The organism is Paenibacillus sp. AK002 (assembly GCF_053903045.1).
Window position 1 is genome coordinate 5,351,896 of record NZ_CP096377.1, and the last position, 21,278, is coordinate 5,373,173.

At 49.6% G+C, this 21,278-nt stretch carries 14 protein-coding genes; 3 read left to right on the plus strand and 11 right to left on the minus strand.

Going from position 1 to position 21,278, the window contains the following annotated elements; genetic code table 11:
• Nucleotides 1-59: 59 nt before the first annotated feature.
• From M1D70_RS23820 to M1D70_RS23830, 3 genes are all read right to left on the minus strand, one after another.
• Nucleotides 60-1,598, minus strand: coding sequence for an extracellular solute-binding protein (locus tag M1D70_RS23820; RefSeq protein WP_456288148.1), 1,539 nt, complete (start codon nt 1,596-1,598; stop codon nt 60-62).
• Nucleotides 1,599-1,669: 71 nt separating this feature from the next.
• Nucleotides 1,670-2,581, minus strand: coding sequence for a carbohydrate ABC transporter permease (locus tag M1D70_RS23825; protein ID WP_009593241.1), 912 nt, complete (start codon nt 2,579-2,581; stop codon nt 1,670-1,672).
• An 88-nt stretch (nt 2,582-2,669) separates the two neighbouring features.
• Entirely contained in the window at nt 2,670-3,581 is a 912-nt protein-coding gene (locus tag M1D70_RS23830; RefSeq protein ID WP_456288149.1) for an ABC transporter permease, read from the minus strand.
• Between the two features lie 298 nt (nt 3,582-3,879).
• On the opposite strand from M1D70_RS23830, the gene M1D70_RS23835 reads away from it, so the two are divergent.
• Nucleotides 3,880-6,171, plus strand: coding sequence for an AraC family transcriptional regulator (locus M1D70_RS23835; protein WP_456288150.1), 2,292 nt, complete (start codon nt 3,880-3,882; stop codon nt 6,169-6,171).
• A gap of 106 nt (nt 6,172-6,277) precedes the next feature.
• Here the strand turns inward: M1D70_RS23835 and M1D70_RS23840 are convergent, their stop codons facing one another.
• From M1D70_RS23840 to M1D70_RS23870, 7 genes are all read right to left on the minus strand, one after another.
• Nucleotides 6,278-7,903: a hypothetical protein gene (locus tag M1D70_RS23840; RefSeq protein ID WP_009593228.1), complete on the minus strand. Its 1,626-nt coding sequence runs from the start codon at nt 7,901-7,903 to the stop codon at nt 6,278-6,280.
• A 592-nt stretch (nt 7,904-8,495) separates the two neighbouring features.
• Nucleotides 8,496-8,633 (minus strand): hypothetical protein, encoded by a 138-nt coding sequence (locus tag M1D70_RS23845; protein WP_456288151.1) that lies wholly within the window; start codon nt 8,631-8,633, stop codon nt 8,496-8,498.
• Nucleotides 8,630-11,680: a glycoside hydrolase family 38 N-terminal domain-containing protein gene (locus M1D70_RS23850; RefSeq protein ID WP_456288152.1), complete on the minus strand. Its 3,051-nt coding sequence runs from the start codon at nt 11,678-11,680 to the stop codon at nt 8,630-8,632. The genes M1D70_RS23845 and M1D70_RS23850 overlap by 4 nt, the downstream gene beginning before the upstream one ends.
• 103 nt (nt 11,681-11,783) lie before the next feature.
• On the minus strand, nt 11,784-13,409 hold the full coding sequence (locus M1D70_RS23855) for an ABC transporter substrate-binding protein (protein WP_009593238.1): 1,626 nt from the start codon (nt 13,407-13,409) through the stop codon (nt 11,784-11,786).
• 110 nt (nt 13,410-13,519) lie between these two features.
• Nucleotides 13,520-14,416, minus strand: a complete 897-nt coding sequence (locus M1D70_RS23860; RefSeq protein WP_036672725.1) for a carbohydrate ABC transporter permease — start codon at nt 14,414-14,416, stop codon at nt 13,520-13,522.
• An 11-nt stretch (nt 14,417-14,427) separates the two neighbouring features.
• On the minus strand, nt 14,428-15,342 hold the full coding sequence (locus M1D70_RS23865; RefSeq protein ID WP_009593214.1) for an ABC transporter permease: 915 nt from the start codon (nt 15,340-15,342) through the stop codon (nt 14,428-14,430).
• 512 nt (nt 15,343-15,854) lie between these two features.
• Entirely contained in the window at nt 15,855-16,703 is an 849-nt protein-coding gene (locus tag M1D70_RS23870) for an AraC family transcriptional regulator (RefSeq protein WP_456288153.1), read from the minus strand.
• Nucleotides 16,704-16,848: 145 nt separating this feature from the next.
• Here M1D70_RS23870 and M1D70_RS23875 point away from each other — a divergent pair, with 145 nt between their 5' ends.
• Nucleotides 16,849-17,790 (plus strand): MTP-1 family protein, encoded by a 942-nt coding sequence (locus M1D70_RS23875; protein ID WP_009593279.1) that lies wholly within the window; start codon nt 16,849-16,851, stop codon nt 17,788-17,790.
• A 516-nt stretch (nt 17,791-18,306) separates the two neighbouring features.
• Complete coding sequence (locus M1D70_RS23880; protein ID WP_009593237.1) at nt 18,307-19,392, plus strand: substrate-binding domain-containing protein; 1,086 nt, start codon at nt 18,307-18,309, stop codon at nt 19,390-19,392.
• A 148-nt stretch (nt 19,393-19,540) separates the two neighbouring features.
• Here the strand turns inward: M1D70_RS23880 and M1D70_RS23885 are convergent, their stop codons facing one another.
• Nucleotides 19,541-21,001: a DUF1565 domain-containing protein gene (locus M1D70_RS23885; RefSeq protein WP_456288154.1), complete on the minus strand. Its 1,461-nt coding sequence runs from the start codon at nt 20,999-21,001 to the stop codon at nt 19,541-19,543.
• Nucleotides 21,002-21,278 lie beyond the last annotated feature (277 nt).

Below are 21,278 nucleotides of genomic sequence, written 5' to 3' on the forward strand. Positions count from 1 at the left end.
CCGTATAGGAAGCGGCCCTTTTTTTTCCGAGTCGCCGTTCTCAATGGACAGCAACCCTTTTATTTTGCCAAGAAGGCATCTACCTGATTCTGCAGTTCAGTCTGGATTTGCTTCAGCACCGCTTCGCCTTCCGTTTTGAATCTGGCGAAGTATTCGTCCGGATCAAGCGCGCCGTTAAATAATCCGCTATAATATTTGGCTTGAATGGTCGCGAACTGGGCCACTTCGTTCTTCACCGGCGTCGGATCGAAAGTGAAGCCGGTCATGATATCCTTCGTGAAGTTGTCGGCTTGCGTAATGAATTGACTATACTCTCGGGTCTCTTTGTCGATACCGGCCCACTCCCGTTCTAACGCAGGATTCAACATGAGCTGGAACGAGACAATGCCGCCATCGTTGTTCAGCGTGTCATATTGATGCTCGCCGACCGATTTCCAGTTCACGCCTTCGATGCCGTGCTCCAACAAATCATAATTCTCCTGCCGGTTGGCCCAATCGAGGAACATCATCGCACGGTCTTTATGTTTGCTCGTCTTTACAATACAGATGTAATTATCCATCTTGAAATTGGATAAGTTCTTTCCAGGGGTCAGATCGAATAGACGAACCGCTTCCAGCTCTCCATCGGGTACGACCTGCTTCAACTGGTCGTTGTACGTTTTGGGAATGCCAAAAGCCATTTGGGGCGTGGCCGCGACTTTGTTCTGGAGCTGCATGTCTCCCGGACTGCTTTTATTCGTCAAGACGTCCTGCGACATGACTTTGTCAACGAACAGCTGGCGGACATCCTGGATGCCGGACCAGATCTTTGGTTCCTGGGTTTCAAAGAAGTTATAGACCTTGCCATCGTTACCCTTGTAATACAGCATCAAGCTGGCTCCAGCAAAATTCGTTGGACGAATGTTGACGCTGGTATCGTCCCTGATCAGCCAGTTGACCCAGCTGTAGGTGACGTCGTCTGCGCCCGCGAGGAGCGGAGTGATGCCGGAGTTACTGTCACGAACGGCGTAAAGATAAGCTTTTAGATCCTCATACGTCTTTACGGGCGGCAAGTTTAACTGCTCCCTCAGGTCCTTTCGGATGAAGATCGATCTCTGTTGGGTATAGGCGCTTCCCAAGGGAACGCCGTAGATATTACCGTTAATTTTGTTCGCGTCCCACATTTGTTGCGGCCTCGTCTTTTTCACATTAGGGCCGTATTGGTCCAGCAGTTCGCTTATTTCTTCGTAATAGCCCTGGGAAGCCATCGTGTCCAAATGCAGCCACGGGGCATCAAACATCAAATCCACATTCTCTCCCGAAGCCAGCATGACATTGGTCTTCTGATTTAGATCGGCAAAGTCGACAAAGGTAAATTTAACCTGCGTGTTGATTTCGGCTTTTAATCGCTTGTTGACTTCAGCCAGCACCTCGTCATAGTTAGCCCCCTTGGCCCCCGGAATGACAACCTCCAAAGTGACCGGTTCAAGGGACTGGGCGCCGTTTCCCCCGGAATCGCCCGGCGCGGAGACGCCCCCGCCGGATCCGGAGCACCCGGACAAAGCGATGGCCAGTCCGAGCAGCGCCGTCACCAAGAATTTGCGTTTTGATTTGGCCATGTAAATGACTCCCTTCAAATAAATCTCATAATACGTGTTCAAAAAGCAAGGTTTTCAGGAACCTCTTATACTTAACCTTTCACCGAGCCGAGGGTCAGACCTTTGACGAAATACTTCTGGACCATCGGATAGACGAGTATAATCGGGCCGATCGTCAGGCATACCGTTGCCAACTTAACCCCTTCCGCCGGCGGCAGCGTCAGCACATTGCCGTGATTGAGCGACGTGAGCTGCATCTGTGACATGAGCTGCCGAAGAAGCAGCTGGAGCGGGTACATATCGCTGTTATCGATAAACAGAAGCGACAGCCACCAATCGTTCCAATATTGCAGCGCATAGAACAAGCTGATCGTCGCCATAACCGGCGTTGAGATCGGCCGGATAATTTTGAAGAAGATCGTCCACTCTCCGGCACCGTCCATGTTAGCCGATTCGTTCAGCTCATAAGGCAACGAGCGATAGAACGAGACTAAGATGAATGCAAAGAACGGATTCATGACGTAAGGGAGCACAAGCGCCCACAGCGTATCTTTCAGATGCAGCCATTGGACGACCAGAAGATAGAAGCCGACGAGCCCAGAGCCGAAGACCATCGGCACGTAGGTCATGAACGAGAGTAAGCCGCCGTATCGGTTCTTCGGATGGGCCAGCACGTAAGCAAACAACGCGGTGACAACAAGGCCGAATACGGTTCCGATGGCTGTAACCGCAATAGTGATGCCATAGCTGGTAAACATTTGCTTGCCCTGAAGGAGGAAGCGATACGACTCCAGCGTAAATTCATCCGGCCATATGGAGTATCCGTTCACCGCCAAGCTTCGGGTACTGGAGAATGAATTGATGACCATCAGCCAAAAAGGAAACAAGCAAACCAGCGCAAACAAAATCAAAAACAGTCCGAACAAGAACACCGCCATTTTATCGGAGAACCCGTTTGTCCGTCGGACTCGTGGGGGCGGGATCAGAGCAACCGGACGATTCATATGAAGTTCACCTCCCTATGGATTTCGAAAAATTAAAGCACGTGTTCAAAGAGTCCGTTCATGGAAGGATGACATTTTGAACAACCTCTTAAAATAATCTGGAGTCTTTATCGATTTTCCGAACCAGCGCATTAAACGAAACGACGGCGATTAGCCCCATAATAGACTGATAGAATACGATAGCCGATGACATGCTGAAATTACCAAGCTGTCTTAACGCCCGATAGGAGTATGTATCGATGACATCGGTCGTCGGGAATAGAATCCCGTTGTCTCCGATAATTCCGTAGATCATGCCGAAATCCCCGTAGAAGATCCGTCCGACTCCCAAGAGGACGAGAATGATGATTTGCGGCTTCAGCAAAGGCAGCGTAATGTGTTTCATCTGCTGCAGCCTCGTGGCTCCGTCCAGGCGGGCGCTCTCATAATAGTCGGTGGAGAACCCGGTTATGGCAGCGAGCAGAATAATCGAGTAGTAACCGGCACTTTTCCAGATTCGCGTTAAGGTTAGAATAATCGGCCACACCCACGGGGTCTGGTACCAATCGACGGCTTGAAGTCCGCTCATGCTCAGCACGCGGTTAATCAGACCGTCCGTGTTGTTGAATAGAATGAATGTCATATACCCTACGACGACCCAGGAAATGAAGTAAGGCAGGAAGACGACGGATTGGATCGTACGTTTAAACCATTTCAAGCGAATCTCATTCAAGAAGAGCGCAATGAGAAGCGCAAAAACCATCTCGAAAATAATAAACAGCGCATTTAAATAAACCGTATTGACCGTAACTTGAATCCAATCCCGATTGGAGAAAAAGAAGCGAAAATTATCCAACCCCACCCAATCACTACCCCATATGCCTTTGCTGATCTGAAAGTCTTTGAACGCTAGCAGATGCCCGGACAGAGGAATATAAGAGAAGACAACGAGAAAGATGACTCCCGGTATCGCCATCGAATACAAGCCCCGGTTCTTTACAAGATCCCTAAACATTCTCAATTTATAGTATCCCTCCATTCGATCTGGTCTGTCCGATGTGGCCATATCCTGACAGTGTTTATTATGTACGGAAGGAGAAATTCGGAATAGTCCTCATTGTGTCACAAAGGGTACTCAACTTAAGGATTGTGCGGTAATCGGGCTTTCGGCATCATCTTAATTTCTACTTTGTCAAAATGAGGACTTCACACAAGGATCAGGATATGATTGAGTAAGGAGGTCCGGTTCGTTTCTTCTATCGAACAGTGACGTTACACCCTTAAACCGTCAATCCATCAGCAAGGGGCGCTGGCATTATATGAAGATCAAACCTATTTTACAGAAGACCTATTTTCGAACCTTTCTTTTAATGACCACCGTTCTGATCTGTTCCATTATTCCTTTCGTCTATTTACTGTCTGCGGAATTCGCAAAATACACCATGCTGGAGGTTCGCAGCAATTCGCAGAACGAAGTCAACAACCTGGCGTCGAAGGCCGAAATGATTCTCGGCAATTTGAAAGCTAACGGGCTCAGCATGTACGCCGATCAGAATATTCAGAACTGGTTCTTCAATACAAGCAACGATCCGCTCATCAACCATGCTGCACTCGTCGCCCAATCCAATTTCATGTCCACCGAACCGCTCATCCAGCGATCCTATCTGATTAATCTGAAGCACGATCTTATCGTCGATTCCAAAGCCGGAATCGTCCGCAATGAATCCTTTGCCGACCAGCGCATGCTGGAGCGCGTGGAGTCATTCCACCCCCAATACTTGCGTTTCTTTAATCATTCGCTGGATGGCTTGGACTCCCTGGCCCTTATTCTGCCTGCAACCCCCGAGAAGCCGTCTGACTATTATCTCGTGCTGCTCGTTGATAAACCGCTGCTGTCGAAGCTTCTGTTCGGCCAAACGGTCTCCTCGGAGCAAGACATTCGGATTCTCGACGAGCATGGGCAACTTCTATTGGGTGTACCTAATCCCGCGCTGAGCGGACAGCTTTATCAAGCGAGCCGGGAGCGGCAGGACAGCGATTTTCAAGTTCGGCTCCCCCATCAGAGATGGTTCGTCAATACAGCCAAGCTGACTACTGAAAATTGGTCGGTATACTATTCGAATGAGTATCATATTTTGACACGCCATATCTCCTTATTCCAGCAAAAATTGATAACGTATACATTGCTGCTATTGGCACTCCTCTCCTTGTTGTTCTACTGGAGTTCTCGCCGTTCCTTGCGCTCCATCACCTTCTTGTCGGAAAAGCTGAAGGGAAAGGTTGCATTCGCAAACGCCACGTCCGATGCCAAGCCGGATATCCAATGGATCCATGACGGCATCGATATGCTGCTGAACAATGTGGAACAACTTCATGCATCCATGAGAAACCAATCCGAGCTCGTTCGAACGGAGTTTCTCGCCCAGTGGATGCTCCACGGGACACCGGGTACCAAGAGCTACGAATATATTCAGACCAGGACCAAACTGGCCTCCTGTGAAGCTCTGTTTTTGGCCGTCCTCCGGATCGAAGCCTATACGGTCTTTTGCGAACGTTACGATTTCCCCTCCCGGAAATTGATCAAGTACGCCATACGCAATATTAGCGAAGAAGTGATTGGCGCAGGTTCTTATGCGGCCGAAGGCTTGGATATGGGCGGAGACCATATCATTCTGGTCATTGGAGGCTATGCATCCGGCGGGCTTCAACTACAACGTCTTCTGGAGGAGACGCAGAATCAGGTGGCACGTATCCTGAACGTGGATACAACCGCCGCAGTCAGCAATGCCTATGATTTTAGCGCCAATATCCGAAACATTTATGATCATATCTACGAATTGACGAAACTGCGATTTCTTAACGGAGAGAAGCAAATTTTTCTGGAGAGCGATTATGAAGAGTTTATGGCAGGGTATCCTTCTGCGTCTGAGGCGCTTGAGACAGCGGAGATCATCAAGTCGATCCGCCGCGGCCGTCCGGAGACCGCGCTCGCTACGCTGCGTCAGCAGATGAAGCACGTCCATGAGCTTCCTTATCGCGACTGCAAGCTTAACCTGACCTACTTTACCTATGATTTGCTCAAGAACTTCAACAAGTCCAGCGTCCTGCATGAGATCAGCAGCATTCATCAATTACTCGAGCGGTACAGCACGTTGTCCGAGTTTCAAGCATGGCTGGAGAGCATCGTCACGATGCTCGCGTCCGAGACCGAAGTTCCGAAATCTTCAAGCCGCAAGGAAGAAATCGTCCTGGAGATCAAAGAGTACGTGGACAACCACTTGCAGGATGCGCAACTGTCGATCGAGCAGGTAGCCGACAATTTTTCCTTTTCTGTGAGCTATATCCGGCAGCTTTTTAAAGAGATCATGAACGTATCATTGTCCGAGTACATCCTTCAGGAACGAATCGAGAAAGTGAAGGAGAAACTGATATCCAGCCAGTTCTCGGTGCTGGAGATCGCAGATCAATGCGGCTTCATATCCAAAGGCCATTTTTTCTCCGCATTCAAGAAGTTCACGAATCTTACTCCGAAGCAGTATCGGGAAATCCACGGGGACTCCGCCGGTAAAGATATCGTTCCTCCCAGCTTATCATGGAGAAGCGGCAGCTAGATATGCTTGTTCCGCAGGAAGAAGCTCAAGTCGAAAAGGACCTCTCCGGTAAAGCCCCACAGCGCTTACGGAAAGGTCCTTATTCGTTTATCCAAAATCTCTGGCGCTATTTACCGGTCGTTTCTTGAACCGGCTCAAGCCCTAGCTTCGGATTCGCCAAGTCGAGTTTATACATGACCTGATTGTAGTTATACCGCGGGGTTGGAACATGATTCGTGAAAGTATTCGTATAGGTTCCTTCGAAGTAGATGACCCGGCCGCCATCCTTGCTGAAGTATTCATGCTGGGCTACGTTATAAAAAGTATAGTCGTTATGCGTAACGATATGCTTGGCATTGGTCCAAGGACCTTGAGGCGATGGCGCTTCCGCGTACCAGACTTCCCCAAGTACCGATGTCTTGCCTAGTACCTGCTGCGCGATCATCACGTAACGCTGCCGATATTCATTCCATTCTATGGAGCTTTGGGCGATTTGAACGTCTTCACCAGTATCGATATCCTTCAATTGATAATAATGCGGGTCGTCAGTTTTGATCAGGCCTAACTGGATCAGCTCTTTCTCTTGTTCTTGGTTGAGCGGCTGAGTGTCCTTTTTCCAGCCCCATACGAGCTTGCCGTCCGCGTCGCGTTCCAGCGAGGTTTGAGCCCCGTTGTATGTCGTTCCCGGCGTTAGGCACGTAAACGATTCGTATTGGGTATAGTCGATAATGGCGTCATAGCTGGCAGCAACGCGCAAATTCGGAATTCGGTGTTCGGTAAAGAGCCAGTATCCCTTCCCACCCTCCTCGTAGTAGGTCGCCTGTCCGCCCGGATGGCGCCAATCGTCTTTCGAAGGGAACTGGACGACCTGCTCGAACTCCTTCGTGGTGTCGTTAAAGACGAGAATACCGAAGGCGGTGGGTTCAGGATTGTGCGTGCTGTAGCCGGCGAGCAGACGCTCCTGTCCAGTGCTATCTTTGGCGGTCATCAGACCGAATACCCAGGCTATGCCTGCACCGTCAGGCAGAGGCGGCACCAAGCTTTTGACGAAACCGTCCTGATTCGTAAAATAGTCCAGATTAACGCCGACATCCGGGTCCAGCCCCCCCTTACTCGGAAGCTTGGAAGTCGCACCCGTCACCCGGAAGTTCCCCAACGGATAGGCCGGTCTATCCGTATCGCCCCAGAACCAGTACAGCTTATCGTTGTACTCAATCGTCTGCACGGAATCCTGCCCCATGACCAGACCGTTGATCAGCGGCTCCTTAATGGGAGGCTTCTGGCCAACGAGTAAGCTGTCGCGATAAATGCCTTGGCCTGTCAGCCGGTACAGCCGCTCTGCAATGTTGATCCGATTCATCTCGAGCGTTACACTGCCCTTTGGCTTAACCTCTACAGCCTGCCCCCGGTTGCCAAACATATCGGCAGGAATGTCGTAGCCGTCGCTCGACATATGGAAGAAGACCGTCTGATCCATCAGACCTGGCTCGTCGAATGCCACAATACCGGCACTGTCCGTATAATACAGCACACTGTTCGTCGTCTTCAGTTGGACATGAGGAATGCCCCTGCCTGTCTCGGCATCCACGACCTTGATCATGAAAGGCTCCTTGACCTTTATCTTCTCGCTGCTCGCATTCTGCTCGGCGCTGCTTCCGGCAGCCTGCGCTGCCATCGCGGCGCCCGGGGCCGTCATGGCCATCAGCAGGATGCAAGTCCATATCCCCGCACGTTTCCACTGTTTCATTTTCATTTCTCTTACCTCCCGGTCTTGTCGTTTTAATAGAAAAAATCGTTGCGCTGACCCGATACCGTCTGTTTCAAACCCTATTTCTACGGCCATGGTTACGAAATACCTGGATGCGTTTGATCTATCGCTGCTTTGCGATCGAGTGACGCTGAGTGTCATCTCTTCTCCGTTGTTGAACTCCTCACTAACCACCTCCTTTCGCAGTAAGGAGAGCAATACAAGAACGTAGGGGAGCGAGCAAAAAAAGCGACTATTGACGTGCTTATTCAATGAAGCCAGATCACATAGCACATAGCACCGAAAGTTTTCTTGCGGTATGAAGAAGCCTCGTCTCGAGGCCTATAATGTAAGCGAATACATAATTCTTTATGTGTAACAGCCGCCCAAGCTGCGCGGCTGTTCTCTGTGAGGAAACGTCTTTTGGACCCATAAACCTGCTTATAAATATCGCGCGAAGCGGCTTAGGCGAACAGGGCAGGTCCGCTTCGAAGAACTTTGTACAGATCTTGGGATGCATATTGAGGATAACCTGCCCCATGCTGATGAAGGAAGCACCTGTCCTTTGTCCCCCAATATATAGTAGAAATTCCACCAACTAAGGACAGTAGACGTCAGGAGCCCATTCGCATGCGCGACCAATCGAACCCGATTGACTCCCGTATGGATACTTACGCTCACAGACCGTGATCGAGCCGCCGATCATGACCAGGCGCCCCCCTTCTCTTAGCTTCATCCCCTATTCCTCCCACTCGGCCGGAGCTTGATCGTCTTCACCTCGAACGGACGGAACTGAAGCGATACCTCTTCGCCCTCGTGCGGCAAAGCCGCCAACTTCTCCTCCAGCATATTGGTCTCATAAACCGCCGCAACGGACAGCCCGAAGTGAAGCCCGCACGCTACGGAAGCTCCCTTGCTCTCATACAGACGCACGATCCAATCGCCCGATCCGTCTTCGGCAAGCTTGACCGTCTCCGCGATCACATTGGCTTGATCGATAGAGAGCAACGATTGCGCCTCCCGGCCTCCTCCGGAAACGAGGCTGACAGGATAGTTCAGCTCGTAAGCTTCCCGCACGACAGGACTATCCAGGAACGAGCCGTTCCAGAACGTAAATCCATATGTAAAATGGTGCGTCCCTTGATCGGACGTCTCATCCGGCCACGTCGGAGCCCGAAGCAGCGTTAAACTCATCGTATTGTCGTTGACAGAAATCCCGTATTTGCAATCGTTCAGCAGCGCAAAGCCGCGGTTTGTCTCCGCAAGCGCCGACCATTTATGCTGAACCACTTCGTAACGATCCGCATCATGCGGACGCGAAGCATGATTCGGCCGCTTGACGTAACCGAACTGAATTTCCTGCAACGACTCGTTTGTGTGAACGCAAACAGGGAAATCGACTTTTAGCAGCTTATTCTTCTCGCGCCAGTGAACCGTCGTATGGAATTCCACCCGGCGGCTGCCGGCACAAAGCCGGATATCCTGGATCAGGGTCGATTGGTTCAGTTCGCGCTCAACCCGAATATTCGCGAAGAGCGGGCCGTTCGCCGTAACGGATACTTTGGCGCTCGCATTCAGCTCAACGGGTGCCAAGCGGTAGCGCCGATCGATCTCCCAAGCATCAAAATCCGAATTCTGATCCCGATACATCCGCATGACGTTGCAGCGATCCGCCGCCCATTCCGTGCCGGTCTCCTTGTCAAAAATAGTCGTTAACTCGCCCCGTTTGTTTATTTCTAGCGCAATCCATTCGTTCTCCAGACGCGATTCCGTCGCAAGGACTGCCGACGCTGCTGGAGCGCCCGTCGCTTCCGCTTCTTCAGCCCTGTACGTCGACCAGCCCATGGAAGGCACCTCTACCTCGGCATAGCGAACGCCTTCGTGCAGTTGCACCGGCAGAATTGCTCCGTTCTCCTCCGCAATGCCATGAACGCGGACAGGCAACGCGACCAGTTCCTTTCTCGGCCAGGACAGCGAATTAAAGACGGTAACCCGGGAGGCATCGCCGTCCGTGAGCGCATCCCTTGTATCCGAAGCCAAGTCGTACACGTTCTCATTCAATTTCTTCAGCTCAATCTGTGCCTCTTCATGGACGCGATGGATGGAGGAGCCCGGCAGAATATCGTGGAACTGGTGCAGCAGCAGGGTCTTCCACAACCGTTCCAAGTCCTCGTAAGGGTAAGCCCGGTTACTAAGCAGCTCCGCCGCAGCCCCCCACAGCTCCGCCTCGCGGAAACCGATTTCCGCCTTCCGGTTCAGCTTTTTGATGATCGCTTGCGTCGTATACGTCCCGCGGTGAGCGGGGTAGTAGAGCTCTCCTACATATTTGGCTTCAGGAATGCCTTTTTCGATTTGATCCTCAAAAAATTCGATCGGCGAGCCATGTTTCGTCTTGGGGACGCCTTCCAAATTGGCGAGCCTGCGCATAAATTCGAGATCATCCCGATTGGAGCCGCCGCCCCCGTCGCCGTGTCCGAACTGCGTGAGCCGCGAGGAAATTCCCTCAAGCTGGACGCGATCGCTCCACTGATGGATCAAGAACGACGGGTTGATCCGAATTGGATAGTAATCGCCGTAGTTCATCAGATGCGTCAAAATTCGCGAACCGTCGATCCCTTCCCACATGAACGTATTATGCGGGAACGGGTCCGCTACATTATCATAAGTACCGAACAATTTTGTAGACGCAAAATAATGGATCCCGCAGCCTTTCATGATTTGCGGCAGGTTCCCGGAATAGCCGAATACGTCAGGCAGCCACAGCATCTCGTTGTCCACGCCGAATTCGCCCTTGAAGAAACGCTTGCCGTGCAGCGCCTGACGGATCAGGCTCTCGCCGCTTGGCAGATTCGTATCGGGCTCCACCCACATGGAGCCTTCGGGAACGATTCTCCCTTCCTTCACTGCCTGTTTGATTCGCTCATACAGCTCCGGATACAGCGTCTTGACCAACTGAAACAAATACGGCTGGCTCTGGGTGTAAGTATATTCCGGATATTCGTCCATGAGCGCCAGCTGATTGGACATGGTCCGCGCAATCTTCCGCTTTGTCTCCGCGATCGGCCACAGCCAGGCGACATCCAGGTGGGACTGTCCCATCAGGTACAGGGTCGGCGCCGTCGAACCGTTCACGCAGGCCAATAAGGGCTCCATCAACTTCCGACACTGCTTAGCGTTCTCACCAAGCGATTCCTGCCGGAGGGTCAGGTCGATCGTCGCGAACACCTGAGTCAGGCAACGATCAATCTCCGCCACGCGGAGGGATTTGGCATCCAGATGATTGCGAAGATCGTACAAGCATTCCAAATCGATGAAAAACTGGTAGACTTCCTCTTCAAAAACGCAGAGCTGCGACTCTCCGAACGTCGGCCTGGAATCCGAATGGCCGGCGTACGCCTCCGCGACGATTTCAAATGGCTCGCCGGCTTTTGCCGAACGGGTTAAAGTTACGTAATGATGGTTAAGGTCCTTTGCGCCGCTCACGACACCGTTTATGTATACGGTCGCTTCGGATCCGAAATCAAGCATGGCCACAAGCCGTTTGCCTTCGGCCTCTTCGGGAACGATAATGTTCGAGCGGAACCAGCCGTAGCCCCAATTTTCTCCCCACCGCAGACCCGGAGCGAAACTCTCAAACGGTTGTCCATCCATTTCATGAATGAACAATTGTTCCATTGTCGTAAAACCGGAAAATTCTATAGAAGAAAGCTTCGTTATCATAAATGAATCTCTTTTGTTTAGCAGCTTTTCCACATGGAATAAAATCTCTTTTTTTTCACTCAAGGTTTCTCACATCCTATGGTTTCGTTATCTTTGGTTGGATCCTATCGCCTTGCGATATACCGCCCCTCCGCGGCGGTAGCCAGCGGAGAGACGCTCTCTCTCTCTATTCGTTTCCTAGCGCTCTTTGTGCAGCATCATTATAGATTTTCAGCGCTTCATCAATGTTGCCCATTTTTTTGACCTTATCGATGAATGCCTGCCAATTGTCGAAGCTGTTCTTGCCTGCTACGAATTTGGCTTGTTCTTCCGTAACGAACGTCTTGATCGGGTTCATAATCTCCGAAATCCGCTGGCTTTCACTGCTCGTGAGTTGAATCGACGGCTCGCTCAACCAAGAAGGAACATAGTCGTTCTCGGGCATGGGCAGACTCGTCAGGAATTCCGCCTTCTCAATCGGCACCTCTTCATATTTACCGTTGAATACCGTATAGTCTGTCGCGGCAAAATCCACGAACGCTCTTGCGTCGCTTACCATCTGCAAACCGGGATTATGGTTCCGGCTTGCGCGCATGCCGTATTTATCCCCCTCCAACCAGGGATCCTTGGCCGTTTTCAGCGAGTCGACAAAGGTCGGAACGCCGTCTTCTCCGATCGTATAGGTCGTGCCCTCGATTCCCCAAGTGATGAGCTGGATCATTTCATCCGAATATTGATAATCGATGAATTTAATCAATTCTTCAGGGTTTTTAACTTTTGAGCTTACGCCGTAGACTCCCCAGCCCAAGTCAGGGGTATTGCCGTTCACAACCTCCTGCCAGGCTTTCCCGTACTTCGGATTGTCGGGATACAACGAAACCGCGAAAATCTTCCCATCGTCGGCCGTTCTCGTATACTCGGCCGGCGTCGTAAACCACTGCGTCAGCCACATGAGGTTGTCGCCGTTCAGCGCTTTTCTTTTCAGCGTATCGTCTGTATCAATCGTATACTCCGGATCTAACAGCTTCTCCGCATACAGCTTATTTGCAAATTGGAGCGCATCTTTATATCCTTCATCCAGAACTCCGTATACGTATTTCTCGCCGTCCCAGAAAATTTCATCCCGGATATGGTTCGCGGAGAACAGAGATCTCAAGCTATTCCATTTGGTCGCAACGGGATATTTGTCGGGGTAGAGCTCTTTAAGTTTTTTGGCAGCCCCATAAAATTCATCGAGCGTTTCCGGAATTTTGATGTTATTGGCTTCGAACACGTCATAGCGGTAGGCAGACGTATTCTGGATGAGCATCCCGCGATCCTCGGGGAATCTAGGCGTAGAGGTTTCTTTAAAGGTGTACATGTTGCCGTCGGCATCCGTTACCCGCTTCATCCCGTTTTTTACCTTGCCAATGTAGTTCATATAGTTCGGCATCAAATCTTGATACTGGCCTAACTCGAGAAGCTGGCCTTGTTCGGCCATTTCGGTCGTATCATAGAACAAAGGCGTCACGAAGAAATCCGTCAGATCGTCGCTTGCGATCATAAGTTTGACCTTCTCGTCATATTCGGAAGACGGAATATAGTTATATTCAATTTCTACCTTCTTGCCCATATAAGCTTCCATGCGTTTATGCCATTCCTTGCCTACCAGGCTGTTCGGATTATCCACACCGTTCGCAGGCAGGGTGACCGAAAAACGCATGACTTCTTGATTCTCTTCATGGGTATCGGTTTTTTTGGAATTATTCGAACATCCGGAAAAAACCATCAGTAAAGCCAGTCCGAGGACAAGCATCTTTGCCAATTTGTTCATTCCATTTCCCCCTAATTTGCACAATGAACCGCTTCTTCTTCAAATCTGCTATTATTACTGGTCATACATGACTTCACACTTAGCTTGCTTGCACCGCCGCATCCGCTTCTCTAGCCTTTGATGGAGCCGACGAATATCCCTTTGGTGAAATGCTTCTGGAAGATCGGGTAAATACACATGATCGGAAACATGGTAATAATGATGACGCTCATTCGTACCGCCTTGGGATCAAGCGTTTCCCCCGGAGCATTGATGGCGACCGCGCCGCCTCCTACCCGTCCTTGAATCGCAGTCGTATCCAAAGTAAACAGATAGTTTCGGAGCACCATCTGCAAGGGATACTTGTCCTGATCTCGCAGATAAATCAAAGCCTCGAACCAACTATTCCAGCTTCCGACCAGACCGAATAGAGCAAAGGTTGCAAACAGCGCTTTCGACAACGGCAGTATGATCCTGAAGAGAACCACCAAGTCACTTGCCCCGTCGATATAGGCGGAGTCCTTCAGTTCAGAAGGAATATTCAGGAAGAAGGTCCGAAACAGAAACACATTATAAGCACTGATCGCACCGGGGAGAATCATGACCCAGACCGTATCCAACAGGTTCAAACCGCGCATAAGCAGATAGGTCGGAATTAAGCCGCCGCCGAAAAACATCGTAATCATGAGAAAAATGGTCAGAAATTTCTTGCCCGCAAATCCCGGGATCGTGAGCGGATACGCCATCAGTGCCGTAAACAGCAGCATGATGCCCGTAGAGCCGGCCGCATAAATGATCGAGTTCAGATATCCTTTGAAAATGTAAGGATCCTGAAATACCGTCGTGTACGCTTCCAGATTAAATCCCTTGGGCCAAATCGTTACGCTCCCCGAGGAGATGTAACGCGTGCCGCTTAACGATGTCGCGATAATGTTCAGAATCGGATACAGCACGACAATCAGGATGAATAGCATGATAACAACATTGAATACATCGAAAGCTCTGGAACCCAAACCAGCCTTTTTCAACATCCCACCACCTAGAACAAACTCGTCTCTGATACTTTCCGGCTTAACCAATTGGTCAAGTAAAGGATCGTAAAGGAAATAACCGACATGAATAATCCGATGGCCGTCGTGTACTCGTATTGTGCGCCCAGTATACCTTGACGATAAACATAGGATCCGATGACATCCGCTACTTCGTAAGTCTCAGGCGAATAGAGCAGAATGATCTTCTGGAAATCGCTCCCGAGGATTCCTCCGACGGCAAAAATCAGCAATATAATGGTGGTCGGCTTGAGCGACGGCCATGTGATGTGCAAGACTTTTTTCCACCGGCCTGCGCCGTCTACATCGGCCACGTCATACAGCGTAGGATCAATTCCGCTTAATGCTGCAAGGTAGATGATGGTGCCGAACCCGACGCCCTGCCATATGCCGGAAGAAATGAAGATGGTCCGGAAATAGTCAGGTTCGAGAAGAAACATGATCGGGTCTCCGCCGAAGAATCCGACAATATGGTTAAACAAACCGTCTCTTGCCGTAAATTCCTTAAGCATCCCCGCAACAATGACGACCGAAATAAAATGCGGAAAATAAGAAACCGTCTGTACAAGCTTCTTAAAGCCCTTATTTTTCAATTCATTAAACAACAGAGCCAATATAATCGGTGCCGGAAATGACCAAAATAAAGTATACAAACCAAGAAGCAAAGTATTCTTTAATACCCTGAACGCCATCGGATCATTAAAAAAAGAAGTGAAGTATTTTATACCTACCCACTCGCTTCCCCAAATCCCCTTGGAAGCATTGAAATCTTTGAAAGCGATTAATATTCCATACATCGGAAAATAGTGAAAGATTAACAGCGTCAGAAAGCCGGGAAGCACCATAAGATAGAGATAGCGGTGCTTGATGATCCTGGCCACCAGCCTGTTATTGGTTGTCTTCAAAGGAACACCTCCTGACTGTTAGAGGTTGTTCAAAAAGTCCCGCTTTGATCACGAAGCAGCACTGAAAGTTTATTCGACATCGAATCTTGAATTCAGCCGGGCCTTCCGGTGCTCACGTACCCAAAACGTACGCTCCGCTCCTCAGCCCCTTGCTTCATCCAACTGAAGCGTTTTGAAAAAACGCACATCGGTAGCATAAGCTTCGGTGCTGAAAGTCTGGCTTTTTGAACACGCACTATTAACTTAACATGTTGTGATCGGATACAGCTGGTGCTAATGCTCCTGGTCGTATGAGCCTGGCCATTTGGTTCGTTCTATATGTAAGCGCATTCATTTTCACCCCCAGACTGTATCCTAACGTTCGCCGAAAACGCATTTGCTTTCGTCTACCGTCCCCTATAGATATGATTATCATGTTGTCTCACAGGTTATTATGCTAAGTAGAAAATAACACATACTATTTAAGTCGTCAACAGATAAAAATGTTTGTGTATTCCTCGTTAATTGGCATACTATCTCCGAATCGTGCCGAACTGACGATACCGATGGGGCGTTACATTATGCCTCCGCTTAAATAAGTCGTAGAAGTAGCTGACATTATCAAGTCCGATTTCAAGGCTGATGTCCACAATATCCATATCCGTGTTCATCAGCAAATTCTCGGCGTAGGACATTCTCAATTCGTTAATGTACTGGGTCGGGGACATTCCGAGGTGCTTCCTGAACATTCTGCATACGTAGGCATGCGATTTGCCCGACAACTGGACAAGCGCAGCCGTTCCCCGCGTGAAGTGCTCTTTCTTTTTTGCCTCTCTGCATAGGGACTTAAACCATTCCGGTTGTCCAGTAAGTTCAATCGGATCCGCGTCAGCCTTGATATACCTAGAGAACAGGTCGGTCATGACGGCTCTTACCTCCGCTTTGACGGCCAGCTTCTTCTCCTGCGGGATCAGACTGAGCTGGTCCAGCCGGTACCGCACATATTCCTTTTCCATTTTGGACAGCAAGGTCGACGGCGGCATGGCCGGTCCAAGCAGTCTTTCGCTTGGAAACCCTTCTCCCAAGAAAGCGATGAGGTCTTCCAGGACCTGGCGATGGAACGACAAATTGATGAACTGGCAATCGCTGTCCGTCGTTTGCTCATAATAATGAACGTCCCGATCCCGTATGAACACGAGTGTATTTTCCTGCAGCAGCTGTCTTTTGCCGTTAATGACATGTACAACGCTTCCTTTCAGGATAAGAAACAATTCAAAGAAGTCGTGCGTATGCATGCCGATCGTGTCGCGCACCGAAGCGATCAGCCGATAGTGGGCCTGAATTTCAGGATCAATGCCGTCCGCCGCATAAAGCTTTAACATAGGCGATATCCCTCCTAGTTTGTATACTGACTTGTTCTTCCGATGTCAAAACACCATAAAGCATTCCAAAATAGAGCAAGATCGGAAGCAGCACTATCGATTAGGATAGAGTTGTTATTGAAGACTGAAAGGAGATTGGCCACGAATGAACTTATTGGAACAACGTCAGCAATTCGAAGCAAACAAACGCATTTATGAAAGCGCCAAGCTTGTCTTCCGAGGAGTCGAAGGCTTCGATGTCTACAATCCTTCCATTCCGTTCGCATGGAACGGAAAGCGCTACATTTACGGACGCGTGGAGAAACGACATGAGTGGGCAAGGTCATGGGTTCGCTTGTTCGAGCAGAGCGGTCCGGACGAGTGGACTGCCGTGCCGGATACGATGATTTATCAGCTTGAAGACCCTTATATTAGCGTGATCCACAAACAGCTCGTATTGGGCGGCACGCATGTCCGTTACAAGCAGGGACGGCTCGATACGTTCTACGGTTATTTCTACAAAGGCAGCGATCTTCACGATCTCCTCTACTTCACGACAGGTCCGGATTATATGAAGGACATTCGGCTCGTTGAGCTCCAGGACGGGAGAATTGGCGTCTTCTCCAGGCCGCGCGGCGAAGGGATCCGCAAGGAATTCGGCAGCGAGTCCTTGGTGGGATTCACCATCATCGACAGCCTTGACGATCTGTCACCGGATGTCATCGAGAACGCCCCTTATATCCGAGGATTATTCAGCAAGGATGAGTGGGGCGGCTGCAACCAGGCTTACTTGCTCGAAAGCGGGAAGATCGGCGTCATCGGCCATATCTGCTACGCTCAGGGAGATACGTCGACTTACATGAACATGGCTTTCGTACTGGACCCGCGGACGAATCAATTTTCGGATTTGAAAATCATCGGCACCCGGCTTTGTTATCCGGATGGCCCCGCCAAGAAGGCACATCTGACCGACTGCGCGTTCACCGCCGGCATCGAAATGCGTCCCGACGGCAAGGTCAATCTGTACAGCGGCATCGGCGATACCGAAGCGGCTCGCATCGTCATCGACTACCCGTTCGAGAAGGAAGGCGCCATTTTAACCTTATAATGCATGTTCAAAAAATCGGGTTTACAGGACCGAGAAGGTTGGATAAAGCTAGGGACTGAGTAGCGGAGCGTGCATAGCGGGTACGTGAGCAACGGAAGGCCCGGCTGAATTCAAGATTCGATGTCGAACCCGCTTCCTGATCTGCTTCGTCCTGGAAAGACGACTTTTTGAACAACCTCTTATAGTTGTAATTCCATGATCGAGCTGCTGGATTCCCCGGCGGCTCATTTTTATATCTGGTTGCGGCTTGGTATAAATCCATTCATTTTTATGCAAGGTGTCCCTCCAATAGTTATTATTATAAGTTAATAAAAACACATACTTTATTCGACCCCATCGTAATACAGAGCTTCACATAATTCAAACTTTTTATATCATTTCGCTTCTTTTTTGCTTAATCCCTGAAAATTCCTCACCTATTCGACAAAATCTTTTCCGATTCACACTCCAACCACGTATACTTTTTAAACAGATGTGCGCTATAATTGAGGAAATGTTTATACGAGGTGAACTTACTTGAACAAGAAGGACTTGGCTCTGCCAAAGTACCAGATGGTAAAAGACTATGTCTTATCCCAGATCGAGAATCGGGAATTTACGAAAGACGATCGGATTCCTAGCGAGTCGGAGTTCTCCAAGCTGCTGGATGTCAGCTCCATCACGGTGCGTAAAGCGCTGTCCGAGCTGGTGAACGAGGGCGTGATCTACCGCGTCCGAGGTAAAGGAAGCTTTGTCGCCAGCCAAGCCGACGCCTCGGAGAAGACCTCCACCTCCAATCTGGTGGCCTTCGTCATCTCCGGCGTCGATCTGTACGACAGTTCGTATATGCAGATCATGAGAGGCATTCAATCATTTCTAGGCCAGCATGGCTGCAAGCTCATCATCGAATTCGTGGAGAACGACTTCGAACAGGAACGCGAGCTCATTCTGGGACTCATTCAAACGGAGCTAAGAGGCTTACTCATCTATTCCTCCGATCCCGAAGCTGCAAAGGGCTATCTCGGAGAGATTCGAAAAAAATCGATTCCGTTCGTTATGTTGGATCGTTCCCCTTCGGGCTATCCGGTGAACGTTGTCACCTGTAACAATCATGACGGTGCTTATGAAGCAGTAGAATACTTGATCCAGCAGGGACATCGGCGAATCGGATTCGCCGCTTACGACTATCATCTAAGCCCGGAGGTTGACCGATATAACGGTTATTGCAACGCCATGTCGAATGCGTCCATTCCGATACCCGATTCGCTCTTGTTCCTGGATAAGGAACTAGACTATGCTGCACTTGTGAGCCTTATCCAAAATGGTGGGCTGACCGCGCTGTTCTGCGCGAACGACAAGCGGGCCCTGGAGATAATCGAACAGCTCACCACACTTGACATACGCATACCCGAACAATTATCCCTCATGGGCTTTGACGATTTCGAGAGCTCCAAGTTCGCCAAGGTGGCCTTGAGCACCGTGAAGCAATATTTCGACGTCCTCGGCTATGAAAGTGCCAAACTGCTGTTTGAAATTACCGAGGGCTCATCTTACGGCAATAAGAAAGTCATGTTGCCTACAAGCTTGATCATACGCGACACGATCAAGCCGTTCCAAGGTTAGAGCAACGCCAAAAAGACAATGGATTCCGGATTGTGCTCTGGAATCCACTGCCTTTTCATAATGCTGCCTATCTGCTTGTACTATTCGGCGCGCTGACGGATACGACACCGTCGTTTACTTGCCTAGGCCTTAACATACTGCATGTACCCTATAACGAAGAAGTAATCCTCTCTAAGTTCAAATCCGAATGCAAATCATTCCCTGTCTGTGTCCGATAAGCGCTGAAGTCATCATATTCTTCGCCTTTCCAGATCCAAAGCGATTGATTTTTGCTGCTGTAGTGATTAAAGTCCACTATGTTCCCTTCATTTTGGGTGAACTCGTTGGTGATCATTAGCCCATCCTCATTCGCTTTGATGGAGTTATAGCGCATTTCATTGTTCCTTGTATCGAAGGCCAAATTGATTTCACCGTAACCAAGATGCTTGGTGTTGTTTTCAGTGAACTCATTCTCTTTAATGATACAATTTTCCGTCCTTCCGCGATCTTCGTCATAGCCGCCAAGCGTGATGCCTGCCGCGCTATTGTTATAAATGCGGTTAAGTGTCACCTCTACATTTGAAGTTGAACCTCCGGCATGCTCACTTGCCAATTCAATTCCAAAATCATTGCCGTGAATGTCGTTATCGATGATTTTGATATCTTTGCCACCGTCAACATAGATACCAGCGGCGGAATAGTCGTTTCCATATGCGGGATTGCCATGAGAGGAATTGCTGTATACCTGATTTTCCTGAATAACACCGTTTCGCGCCTGATCTAAAACGGGGTTCGGTCCGGTACCTTCAAACCCTATGATGTCGACGCCGATATTGTTGTTATGGTGGACGTGGTTCTTCGTAACACGAAAACCGTCTACGTTTCCATTAATCGCCATGGCCTCGCTGGCTCCCAGCTTCAGGTTGTACAGCTCATTTTGGATTATAGCAATCTGCTTGAGCGGAGCTGCCGAGTTGCCGTAAACAGCAATGCCATGGGCATTGCCGCCGCCTGCCTTCTGACCCGCATGGGTCCCCATATCGTGAACGCGGTTCCCTATGATTTCAATATTTCTGCCGCTGCCGCTCACATGAATGCCGATGGGAGTGACATCAGCGGAACTTGTATCGTAATGGCGTATTTCTACCCCTTCCACGCGTACATAGCTGGCATTGTCAATATGGATGACGCCATTTTCAACGGGTTGAACGCCTTTGCCGTCCATGACTGCCGTATGTCCCTTTGCACTGCGCAATGATATGTAGCCCTGGTCTGACGATCCTGATTTTTCGATGCTCACCGTTTGGTGATATACTCCTTCAAGAAGGATGACGGAACCGCCCGGCTTGACTAATTCGATTGCTTTCTGGATGCTGGCTAGCGGGGCATTCATCGTCCCCGGATTAGCGTCTTTACCTTGAGGCGAAACATAATATTCCCCTGCCGATGCTTCACCCGTTGCTCCCATAGTCATGATCCCTATTGAATCAGTTTCCGATTGTTCGGTGACAGAATTAATTGCCTCACTAGGTAATATCCTAGCAATGAAGTAAGCTGTACTTACCAACAACAGAATGAGGAAACTGGCACCAAGAATAATCGAGATATTTTTTTTGCAAATGATACCCACATCCTTAAAACCGAATACTTACTTATGATTGGCGAGACATTTCATTAGCTTTCCCTGCCAATGACTTGCTCTCGTCAAACCCCGGCGCTCTTCTTGGCACATGTATACCGCCGCCCCAGTTAGTAGTATTTTATCAAGGCCGGGGTTTTACGGCCAGCACGAGCTAATTCTTGTCCTCTGTGAGAGCGCTTGTTGAGCGGCATTTTATTCAAAGAGCCTACCAGATTGAATTTAAAGGAATAGGGAAAAAGACCAGCATTATCAGCGATTCTGATAA